This is a genomic window from Marinagarivorans cellulosilyticus, assembly GCF_021655555.1.
GTDB classification, from domain to species: Bacteria; Pseudomonadota; Gammaproteobacteria; order Pseudomonadales; family Cellvibrionaceae; genus Marinagarivorans; species Marinagarivorans cellulosilyticus.
The window spans coordinates 1,971,197-1,984,175 of sequence record NZ_AP023086.1 but is presented as its reverse complement, the minus strand read 5'-3'; the positions used below and the strand labels follow the sequence as shown (position 1 = coordinate 1,984,175).

Annotated in this window: 2 protein-coding genes; both read right to left on the bottom strand. The window is 47.9% G+C overall.

Translation table 11 applies throughout. The features are described from left to right. Positions 1–36: 36 nt before the first annotated feature. Positions 37–720 carry a hypothetical protein gene (locus MARGE09_RS07845; protein ID WP_236986778.1) on the bottom strand — a complete coding sequence of 228 codons (684 nt, stop codon included), beginning with the start codon at positions 718–720 and terminating at the stop codon, positions 37–39. Between the two features lie 509 nt (positions 721–1,229). After that, positions 1,230–12,956, bottom strand: a complete 11,727-nt coding sequence (locus MARGE09_RS07840) for a BspA family leucine-rich repeat surface protein (protein ID WP_236986777.1) — start codon at positions 12,954–12,956, stop codon at positions 1,230–1,232. Positions 12,957–12,979 lie beyond the last annotated feature (23 nt).

Below are 12,979 nucleotides of genomic sequence, written 5' to 3'. Positions count from 1 at the left end.
AACGAAATAAAAACGTGTAGTGCGGGCAATTAGGCTCTAGTTAACCGGCACCGGTGTAGCGATATCTAAATCGCCGGTATTGTCCGCCGGGGTAGAAGTTGCCGGCCCAGAATCAGAGCCTCCACCAGCAGCCCCTGCAATGACCGCAGCCGCCAACACGCCTAACCCAACCCAGAGCCACGTTTTTTTACTGCTAGATTTTTTAATGGGCAATACAGACTGGTTGGAGGCATTGCTTTGCGCCGACGCTCCACGCGTGCCATTAGGCACAGTGATGTTGATCTTATTCACAACATTCACTTCTTGCTGCACAACCGCAACCGAGAATGGCTCGCCATCACTGCCGTACATTTCGAGGGTATTACCCGAGCTATCGGTGGCCTCGAAAAAGTATTCTATTCCTGCCGTATGAATGCTTTGCCCTACAATTAACGCCTCATAATGCGCGGAGCCATCGAGGTTTTGCATAATCACAGGCTCGAAGTTGCGCGTTCCCTTTTCACGATAATGCAGGATAACCGTATCAACACCGGTATCATCCGTAACCTTGGCAGTAACCAAATGATCATCACCTTGGGCGACACCCTCAGTGGTTAGTTTGTGTTCAATTTGGGGGGCAATAAAGTCAATGGCATAGGCCGCCTGCGCAAAAAGCGAAGATGCGATCAAACCCGACAAAAGAGATGCTGCAATCCGTGTGCGGCGAAGAAAGTGATACATATCTTTTAAGTCCTTTTAGTGGGGAGCCAAGAAAAACGTGGCGCGTATTCTAATGCTATGTCATTAAACTGTCGACAATTGTTTATTTATTAAACAAATAAGCACTTATGCCAAAATTACGCCTATCCATGCGTCAATTTTTGGTCAGGTGATGGTAGCGAAGAACGCCACCGCATGCAAGTAACCTCGGGATACCAACGCTAATAAGGTATAAGTTCTGCTGGGGCCCCTCAGAAGTAAATATTGCGGCAATTCAGGCGTGAGGAGATATGCCTGCAAAATGGTTATTTTCTGGGCCGTACAAGCCGTCCTTGGCCACTGTCCTGGCGTTCAATACATCTGGATATCCAGAAAAAAATCAATTCGCCTTTGGAGTAAGCGTTATTTTAGCTCCACCTGAATAGTTACTAAATATTGATGCTTACACATTGAAGGCGCGTCATAAGAGGATGGTTAGCTCACGCCAACCATCGCTGCAAGAGAAGCAACTCGCCATGCCCAGATGGGAACTAATTACTTGAAATTGACACTCGATCAAAGTCGGAAGTCATGAAATTGTCGCCGCCAATTATAATTTGTATTTCATGCTGCTCAACTGAAGTAACACTTGGCAAATCCCAAACAGCCGTTGCGGTACGCTGAACAAAATCAATGGTTTCTATAGGCACACTACAATCACCAATAGTTGCAACGCAATCCAGAGAAGCTGGATCAGTCGCAAACTCATCCCATTCAATATCATAGCTAAGGGTTTGACCACCAACTAGATCATGCTCTTTGCCTAGCACCCTCAGGGAAGCCTCAGTATCGTAAACATATAGGTTTTGAAGAAATTCACCGGCTATGACTGAGTTATTATGCAGCCCTTGTGGCGCAATTGCTGCTGAGCTCTCAATATTTACACCGTACTCAGAAACTAACTTGATATTTGCCAAATCGGATATGTCGAACTTGAATATATATCTAGGCCGAAGGGTAGAGCCGTTATCACGAGAGCCGGCCACAAACAAATATTTGTCATTAGCAACTGCACGACCACCAAGCTCCATGTCGCCCTCACTAGGCAACAAGTCAACTAGAAGTTCAGAAGAGAACTGACCATTGGTATATTCACGAACTAGCAGGCTTTTACTGTTTACCACAGTAAAAAAGGCGTTGTTTCCGTACGCCATGACTCCGATATTTGTGCTAATCGAGTCTGTTAAATTATCAGAGCCAATAGTAGTGTCTCCCAATGAGACTAACGACCCGTTAATCGGCGCAGGTGGATGCCCATAGAACACCAAGCTATCTCCAACGAAAAACAATCGAGTAGATACCCAGCTGGTTACAGGGAAAGACCCAGACTCTCCACTAAGAGTATCGTAGACAAAAACTCCTGAACTCTCGTGACCCGCAGAAAATAACCTACCATCTTTAACTATCGTGGAGTCAGGATGATTATTGTAAGTAATGGAGCCAAAACTCGTTATTCTACCAGCATCCAATTCGAACGACTGACCAGCCAAGCCTACAACTTCAATAAAATCCTCAATACCCGCTTCACCACTCCTCCAAGCTGCATATAATTTGCCATCTTTAAGGTCGACCGAATCTAAAGCACCGTTAACTGATTGGCGGTTATAAACATGAGCAACTCTGGGGTTACTCGCATCTCGAACATCAACAAGCAGTGCTCGTTTGTTTGATAGATCAGGGAGTAACGCAATCCCCTCATCAACCACCTTAACTTTCAAACTCAGCTCCGAGATACCAGGCCAGCTAACTCGCCCCTTAAAGGCAGGGACCGCAGATCCAAGTTTAACTGAAGACGTCAAAATATCAGTACTAGGGCCTTGATAATTCTCGACAGATAGCGGCAACGTTGCAAACACCTCAAGGCTCGCCCTACCAACTACTTGCAACTCACAATGCTCGCTAAAAGTTCCAGGTTCAATGCTTATATGATTGGCAGCGAACGGTTGGCGGCTTGTTATGCCATTGCAGCCACTGAGATTGAATATTTGAGTGGCTGCATCCAAATTATCCACAAGTACTTCGGTTGGGCTGTCACCAACAAACATTTTAATTTCAGTTAAAGGCAACTCACTGTCATCCCTAAAGCTTAAGCTCAAAGGCGTTACTGTTAAAGGGTGGTTCAAAGTAATAAGCGCGCCGTCAGCTAAAGTAAGTTCAACAACAATGTCACACACAAACGGATCACTACCGAAATTTGGAGGGGTAATAGTGACAGAACCGGAAGTGTCGCCAGTAACGTTTTCAAGTATCGCTAACGTGCCGCCAGAACCATCTGGGCAAGTAGATTGACTCCAGTCGTAATTGGTAATTACAGGTGCGTCGGGTAACGGCGCAATAACAAAACCTTTTGAAACACCGCCTTCCATTAGCTCGTGCGGGCGCACTTCAACAATTGGCACCATACCGCCATCGGTGATAGTCCAGCCTTTATCTTCTAGCTGCTTACGCGCAGCGGCTGCGGCTATAGTGTATTGGCTGTCGCCGGCATTAAATTTATTATTAGGCTGAACATTTTGCGCAGCCCAAGCTATAAGCATGGCGTCATAATTTTGGGTAGGTAGTTGTACGCCACTAAACATATTAGCCATTCCATCAGGGCTGCCGGCGCCATCGATATAGTTTACCGACTCAATATTCCAACTCGACAAGTCTTGGTCGAAGGACAATGCGCCCTGGAACATAGATCTCATATTTGTCGCAGCACTTGTAATCCACGTGGAAATATTGCCGTTGAATTTTTCAGCTAGATTAAACATATAGCCAAAGTTTCTAACGTTCGAAACGTTCCAACTTTCGCTATTTAAATCCTGATTAAATGCTTTTGCGACGGCAAACATCCTATTCATATTTGTAACATTAGAAACATCCCAATGGCTGATATCGTCATTAAACCTCTCAGCATAAAAAAACATAGAGCTCATATCTGTCACAGAAGACAAATCAGGGGAGTCTTTGGCGTCTATCTTTTCAAGATGAATACAGATATGACAGAACCCATGCATTGATTGCCAAGCAATATCTCCCCAGCGATGAACGGTTAAAAGCTTGATACCCTCATCCCCCCTCGGGGATGAGGACTGTGCTTGATTTAAATGAGGGAATTCACCAACAATTTTAACAGTTTGAACTCCCCGTGATCCGTATGTATGTCGCGCATCGCCACTTAAGGCTTCAGACTCTCCATCGCCCCAGTCGATAAGGTAGTTGTAATCTAGATCTGGGTTTGTGCCGATCAATAGTTCGTTATCCAAGGTAACGGCGTTGTAATCCCAACTGGAGTCGGCGCTCGGCGATACCAACGTAGTATCCCAAACCGTCACAAACGGTAAAACAATCTTCATTATCGAGAGATGATCAGTAGGATCAGCTCTAAGAATAGTCTCACCATTAACCTGCAAGTCTAGCGTTACGTTGCGAGCATCATCTCCGCGTGTGGAGCGATCAAAGCCACTTAATGCCTCTTCACCTACCCGCATTTTTCCGGTAACTATTGCACCACCTGAACTTACTTCAACATCTTCAAACGTGATATTTGTATTTCTTGTACCGTCTGGATTTATTGCCACCCATTCAAAAGCTGTATTCGCATCAGCGCCGGTGACGCTGGCCGATACATCAAATGCAAAAGACGCATCGAAGATTTGCTCTGGGGCTGCTGTGATATTGGCGGTTATTGAGGGGGGCGTAACAACTGCATTAAGCGTTTGATACGCAGGGGCAAAATCCTTATCGCCCATTTTAATCACAGTTAACGTAACATTACCCTCACTAACCCACGTAACGTCTCCCGTTACTGGGTCGACGAGTGCAATTGAAGGGTTGCTAGAAAGGTAAACATATTCTCCAGTACCACGCCCCCCATTTGCCGCAAAACTAAATGTTTCCCCGATAACTATTTCACCCGGAGCAGTAGGAACCGTCAAGGCTGTTTGCTGATCACGAGAATCAACTTCGGCAACCACCCAATCATGATTCGCTGTGTAATAAAACTCACTACCCGCAGCAACAATTAATTCAAACTGATCGGTTCCTTCAGCACCATCTTGTGAGGGCATTTGCCAGATAATATCGGCCGTTTTATCAACCAAATCAATATTGGTAACTGTGCAAGTTCCACCACTAACAAAACACTTCACGCCGTCTACTATGGCTTCATCCAAAGACCATGACGCGGAGTATTTGACAACATCCCCGTAGAATACCGTGTGACGTTCGCCAGATAACTGCACGCGATCTGATAAATTTATTTTGTGCACGTAATTGTTATAAGACGTAATAATTAACTCGTCTTTATCTAGTGTAATATCTTGACCATTGCTATTAAAAATTTCGACCCTTTTAGATTGATAAGGGTTCACAGGGTCATTAGTGGCTAAGCCTCTTAACACCGTGTGATTAGGACCAAGCGGACCTGCAAACTGGTTTAGACCAAACAGCTCATGGCCCACAAGCAATGAGGTTTCACTATCGTTCAAACCGGAAATTAACGTTTGAGTCTCATCGAATGTAGAAAAAGTACCCACGAATCTTTGCTCGCCCGTTAGCTTTTCAACGACAAATTTCGATTCTTCTCCTGTAAAAAACCAAAAATGCTGGCCGGTATTCCCCAGAATATCTACACCGCCGACTTGCTTTTCTAAGTAGGAGTCGGCTAAGTCATGCCCTAAAAGCCCAACAAAATACTTATCATCGAAGACTCTTGCGTAAGCAAGCCTATCCCCGTTATCTGAAAGATAAGTAATTTTCCCTTCTACTGGGTAATTGGCACTTGAGGAGATACCCTCGCCATTGAAAGTCAGGGTCGTAATTCCTGAGTCAGCGCCATCAAAAGCAATATAGAGCTGCCCACCAAAAAGGTGAGAATCTGTGAGAGTTAGCCCGGGAAAATCAATCCGTTCTAGAGTTTTAGCATCAAGTCCGTCAGCCAAGGTTTGCGAAGTATCGAAAACCAAAACCGCACCACCATCAAATCCTGAGCCTCCGTTTAGCAACACATATAAACGTTGCTCAACTAAGAATAGGTCAATGATATCGGACGAAGCTAGATCAGGATGCACGTCTTCCGCCCCCCAAAACCTCCTGTTTACATTCGTGCCGTATATTTGGCTACCGACATTGAAAAATACTTCAGCATTTTTATAGGCTCCCTCGGTTACATCCCCGTGAGTCGTATCAAAGTGTTTAACCCTGTCATTTAAGTCAATAACAGATATCCCTGAAGCAAATGGTTTATCAACCAAAGGGGCTCTTGCGCCAGCATAAGTGAGCGATTTAACCGTATAAGTTGCAGAAGAATCCTGAAAAGCCTCCCCTCCTTTTTTAACGACTGTAATCACTGCCTCGCCGGAAGTAAGACCAATAGTAACCACTCCAGTTAACGGGTCCACAGCGGCAACAAACTCATCACTACTGCTGTAGCTCACATCCCCGTTACCCAAGCCACCTATGACAGGTAAACTAAATACATCATCACCAACAAAGGCTTCATAGACATAAGAGCCATCACCCGGTATTTCATTGCCTTCGTTATCAACAAAATTTAAAGGATCTTGCTCAGGTAAAGCCTCTACCGTTAACCGAATCTCATCAAACACCCCACTAACATTTAACCTTACAGTCACCTCTGCACCTTCAGGAATAGAAGGAATAGTTAAATCTGTATCCCGCTGCAAATGACTAGAAAACACAAATAAATCAGCATACTCAGGCTCAATAATTTCCCAATAAATATCGCCCTGCCTTAGCATCGTATCGCTATCACTAGCCTCAATCGCCACAAGGTTAACCACCCCACTGGCATTAACAGTAAGATTGTCCACTTCGGTTTCAACACCGCTGATTAACGCGCCGGCAACCGCTACGGCAGGATCATTATCGGCAGATATATCAATAGAAATTTCAGCATTGACAGGAGCACCCTCACCATCCAATGCTGTGAGTTTGATATCACAAGTGTAGTCTTGATAAACAAACGCTATCGGCGCGAAAGTCAGTGTGTTGCTATCACTAAATACACTAAAGTCTGTTACCGCGGGGTTGGTAAATGGCTGGCCCGATGGTGCGGTATAGCTACACGTAGATTCACCCCAATTGTATTCGGTAATAGCATTTGTGCCTTGGGTTACGGCCTGCGCAGTAATAACAATTTCGCTCTGCTCTTCAATCGCATCATATGCAGGGTCGGCTGGTAGTGGAGAGGTGACCACTAAGGCAAATTCCCAAGGCGAATAACTCGCTTCAATCGTTACCGGTACATCAATACTATCGGTTTTGCCGGCGGCGTCAGTCACTGTTAGCGTGATAGTCGCTGCACCTGCGGCCGGCATGCCGGAGACATCAAAAATACCGACGGATTGATCATCCGTTGTGAAGGTAATTTCTGAATTGGCTGAACTCCACAGATAGCTAGCAATGCCCGTATCGTCAGTTGAGGTGCTACGAATTTCGGCGCCTACAGTGTTGTCCAGAATAGGTGTCGTGTCCACGATAGCGCTGGCGACTGGGTTTTCCATATCGGATGGAGCAACAACAATGACGATGTCATCGGCCGATGTATTACCAGCCACATCGGTCACTGTTAAGCGCAACACGATATCGGCACCATTAGGGGCAGATGGCACCGTTAAACCGCGCCGAACACCTACGGGCGTATCGTAAAATACAACATTTGTATTATCGGCATTTTCAATACTCCAGACATAACTTACTATGCCGTCATCGGCATCTATCGAGAGCCCACCATCAACGCTTATCGTTTGGCCAGAAACCGCATTTATTTGCTCAGCAGCTACAACTTGAAAAGAGCTGTCCAAATAGCCTGCAACCCCTTGCGGAACATCATTATCAGCCGCAATAGTCAATATCAGATCTTTCGAAACACTCAGCTCGCCATCGCTTACCGCTACGGTAAATAATAAGTCACGGTCTTCGGTAAAGTTAGGCGTAATGAAGGTGAGGCTTTCGGCGCTCCAATCATCAGGATTCAAACCTAATTCACCCTCAGCCCAGGCGGTCACATTTTCATATTCCCCCAAGTCGATAGTTGTACCGCCTTGAGTTCCAGCAAGGCTCCAGCGATAAGACAACTGAGCATTCGGTGTTGCCGAATCGCTGGAATCAGCAGCCGAGAGAGTAACTTGTACTTCGCCCTCGTCCGCTTCACGCTGCGCAGGATGGTTGGTTTCGTTCGCGGTAAAGCGACCGAATTCATCATTAGCACCAGCGACTTCAACATCATTGACCGAAATAATGGCTATGGGCGCTTGATTAGTCGGCGCCACTGTAATGGCAATTTCAGCTGGTGTTGCATCACAACGCTCGGGGTCATTTTCAGCGTCACAAACCGTTAAGCTGAAGTTTAAGGTCGTTTGTGTTGGTTGCTGGGGTACAGCAAAGAACGCTTGCCCATCGGTTTCGCCGCGGCTTAACCAATTAACTTGTACTGCGTCCGCCGGATCTTGGCTCCACTGATAATACAAAGCATCGCCTTCTTCATCGGTAGAAGTGCTGCCGTCCAGTCGCTCATCAGTGATATCTTCAGGATCGTGCCCGCTAATGGTTAGCGTTCGGTCGGTGATAACGGCAACGGGGATATCGTCGATCGCTGTAACATTTATGCTTAAAGCCGGTACGGTTATTGTGCTATCGGTGGCGTCGGTGACTGTTAGTTGGATGTCGCAGGTGTAGTCCGCTTTTTGCTGGCCCGGTGTGACAAAGGTTAAAGTACTGGCTGTTGCCGTGCTGAAGTCCGCTAAAACAGGCTGCCCTAAACAGGTGGATTCACTCCAGTCGTACGCAGTAATTGCTGCAGTGCCCATCGTTGTGACATTCGCCGCGATTGTGGCTGTAGCACCTTCGCTGACCGGCGCATTTAAGCTTAAAGCCAATACCGGCGCGATGTAGCCCGAAGTCACGGTGACGGTTTTACTGGCAGTGGTTTCTTTTAAGAAGTCTTCACTGCCCTGCTCGGCTACGGTCACCTCAAACGTAAAGCTTTGATCATCGTTCGAGGTCGGTGCTTCAAAGCTACAAGTGTTGCTAGTATTGCCTTCGTCACAGCTTACAGCCGTTGGGTCATTCGCAGCTAGGGCACTACCTGTTTCATCAAGTTGTTGCCAGCTGTAGCTTAATGCGCGAATGCTTTCTGGGTCGCTTGCAACGGCCTGAAAGGTGATGGTGTCTCCGCCGTTTACCGCCGTTGGTGCATTGAGTGTTAGCTCGGGGGCTGCGTTTTCAGCTTTTATGGCAAACGAATAATCAACAGCTGTCGAGGTTGCACCTTGCTCATCTTTAACTTGTAGGGTCACCATTAAGTCTGCTACTGGCGCTTCAAGGTCATCAATCGCAAAACTAAACTGATCCAGCCCTTGACCGCTCGCGCTAGCCACACCCAAGGCCGCTAAAGCAGTGTTGGGTGTCCAAGTGTAGGTTAGATCATTGGCTGCAGTAAATAAGTCGATTTCAGTATTACCCGCCTGCGGTATCGCCTGTAAGGTAACGCCGGTATTTTCGGCGATATCGGTCGCGCTAGCAGGCATCACCAAGCTAATGTCAGCTTTCGGGGTATCGTTATTGGCCGCGACCATCACATCAATATTGGCGGAAGAGACAGCATTTTCGGCTGCGGTACGGTTTGCTTCACCACCGTCAATAACGGTCAGGGTAAAAGTAATAAAGGTTTCTTCAGCCGCACTTGCTGGGGTAAATGTAGGAGCTAGCTCGGTGGTTGAGCTTAATAGTTGTAATGCCTCACTATCATTGCTGGTCCAGCTGTAGCTTAAGCTGGCAGGCGCTGTATCAAGGTCTCTAACGGTAATGCCGCTAAGCGCTATTGGCATGCCGGCATTAGCATTGATAGCCAGCGCGGGCGCTATTACTGTGGGCGCATCATCACCAGCATTAATGGTTACAGCAAGTTTCACCGCGCTAGTGCCATCGATTTCACCATCAGAAACGGTTAAAGTGAAGTCACAGTTTTGAGCAACCAGTGTGTTGCTGGCAGTAAAACTAGCCACCTCTGCCGTTGCATCGGTGAGCTGGCCAGCACAAGTAGTGGTCCAGTTATATGTTGTAATTAGGTTAGTGCCGTCTACAGAGCCTGCAGCGGTTAAGCTCGCAGCTACGTCCTCCTCTAAGGTAGTACCGCCGCCCACTAATGCTGCGCTGGCTGTCGGTGCGATGTAACCGCGCTGCACATTTATCAGGGCGGTTACGGCTGCGCTAGTTTCGCCGCCGGTTACGTCTTCGGTGGCTGCAACAGTAAAATCAAAGGCTTGGCTATCAACCATAATCGCTGGAGCAATAAAGGTCAGTGTATTACCGCTGTTGCCAGCGGGTATTAAATTTTCGTAACCCGCTGGCGCCGTCCAGGTATAAGTGTAAGCAATAGCCGCCTGGTCTTGGTCTTCATTGGTCACCTCGGCCGTTAAGGTTACTTCGGTGTTAGCTGCCACATTTACGGGGTTAGGCTGAACGCTAACTTCAGGCTTGGCGTTAATGGCATCAACCGTCACGGTGTAGGTTTCTGGCTCCGACGGTTCACCCTGCTCATCCGTCACAACCAATTCGAACTGTAGCGAGATTTGTTCAGCTAGGTTCGGCGTATTGAACGACAGTGTTGATTGCGTGAAATCAGTAATGCCTAAGTCATATGCTGTGGTGGTAATTAACCGCCACTGGTAGGTCAGGCTTGCGCTGTCGGTAAAATCGTCATTAGAGGCTTCGCCGCTGAGTACAACAGGACTGGCTTCGGGCACAAGATCGCCGGCTACAGGCGTAATCACAGCAACCGGCGCTGTATTGTTACCGCCAAGCTGTACAACCACATTTTGGGTTTGAAGGTTATCGGCATTGCCGTCATCTAGCGTGACGGTGAATGTAAAGCTTGTCGCGGTGGCAACATTAGGGGCTGTAAAGGTGGCTTGCGCAGTATCGGCATTGGTTAAAGCAATACCCGCGTCTTCGGCGCTCCACGTAAAGTTTAGCGCTTGGCCTTCTGGGTCGGTGCCGCTCGCAGTCAGAATCACTTCGGCACCAGCTGTGGCCGTTATGGGGGTCGGGGCAACCAATGTGGGTGCTTCATCTGTCGCGGTAATGGTCACAGCTAGCGTATCTGTGCTGCTATCAGTAGCAGGGGTTGCAGCATCGGCTACGGTTAATATGAAGTTACAACTGTAGTCGTCAAGGCGATTCGCGGGTGTGAAGGTGGCTATCGCTGTATTTTCGTTGGCGATGGCGCCATCGGTACAGTCAGTCGTCCAGTTATAGCTTGCAATGGCTTGGCTGCCGGGTATAGACATAGCCGCAGTCAAATCAAAAGCAGTACTTTCGGTAGTCGCAACGGCTGGGGCAGCCAAACCGGCTACAGCGGTTGGTGCAAAATAGCCTACACCAACGACAACATGCGCTGGAACGGATGCGATGGGCAAGCTACCGACACCCACCTGAGTAACCTGCAAGCCAAATTCAAGGGTAGTCTCGTCCATTAAATCGGCAGGCGCAGTAAAGGTGGTGGTTGCGCTATTAGGGTTATCGAGCAGCCCCGCATAACCTACAGGCTCACTCCACGTATAGGTGTAAGTGAGGTCTTGATGCTCAAAGTCCGGGTCGTTTACGGTAGCAGCCAAGGTCACTATCGCGCCCGGAGCAGCGGCACCGACGGGAGGAATGGTCACAACCGCAGGATCATTTTCAGCCGTAATATCCAAATCGAAAAAGACTTTTGCTGAGCTTAACGCTGGCGTGCTGTCGTCGGTAACCACCAAGCTCAATTGCACGGTTTGATTAGCCGCTAAATTAGGCGCAATGACGGTAATGTCTTGGGCTGTCCAATCAGTAATGCCCAAATCAAACGCCACATCGCTTTCAAGTACCCACTGATAACTTAGATTGGCAGCGCTAGTGTAATCGTCTGTCGAGGTGGAACCACTTAAAACCAGCGAGCTGTTTTCGGCCACGCTGGTTGCATCATTCGCAGCGGTAATGCGGGCCACTGGCGCTTTGTTACCACCTTGGGCAATAACCGTTACCGGTTGTGTCGTCTGATTAACGCCATCACTCACCGTGAGCTCAAACACCAAGGTAAGACTCTCGTTAGCTGTTTCAGGAGTGGGCGCTGTGAAAGTGGCGATTTCGTTATTGAAGCTGAAATCGTCCACTGCAACAGGGTTAAGGGCTGAGGGCATCCAGCTGTACGTGAGCGGTTGAGACTCTGGGTCCGAATGCTGAAAAGGGACTAGCTCTACAGCTGCATTCGAAGCAACTGTGCGCTGTGTTGGTACAAACGTAACAATCGGGGCCTCGTTAACTGCTGCCACTGTGACATCAACGGTATCGCTACTTGATTCGCCACCTTGAGTGATTGTCAGCTCGAAAGTGAAAACTTGCTCTGCTAAGTAATTACCAGCAGTAAACGTGAGTATTGGCGTATTAGCCCCCGTCAAAACGGGCTGCCCCATACCGAGGTAACGCCAGCTATAACTGACCGATGCCGAAGCATTAAGCGCCTGCCCAACAAGCTGAACTTCGTCGCCCTCTTGAATAGATACATCATCACCAGCGTTGGCCATTAACACTGGAACCTCAATAATATTACCGTCTGAACTCGATGAGCCAGCTTCGCTACTAGAACTATTGGTTTCAGAACTAGTGGATTCAGAACTGCTACTTTCTGAAACCGAGCTAGATGAAGACGGCGCGCTTGAACTATCGCCGACACTGCTCGATATTGCTGACGGGGGGTCCATAGCGTCGGTGGGGTCAGTAGCTTGATCTAACTCATCAGCATTGCTAATACCGTCACTGTCGTCGTCAAAGCGAGAAAGATCATAATCGTTATCGGCTATTTCTAAGCGGGTGCGCTGCCCAGCGGTAATGGTGACGGGTTGCGTTGTTTCGGCCAGTACCAACTCGCCGTAGCGTGGGTCGTTATAAACAAACTGCACCGTAATGCTATGTGCGCCCTCTGGAATATCCTCCATGCGGCCGGTGGCCGAACCACCAGAAATTGTCAGAGGTTGCCAGTCACCATTATTCAAACGGACCCGCGCAGACAAATATTCAGGCTCGACTTTATTCGACACTTTTTGCGGAACAGCGAAGGTACTTTGCTGGCCGTCAGGCTCAACCTCCCACTCTTGCTTTTCACTCTTATTGAAGCATCCCCCCAAAAAGGAGGAACAGATTAAAGCTACAACAAGCGTCCTGGCTGAAAATGTCACGCGATCACCTCGGTTTATACCGT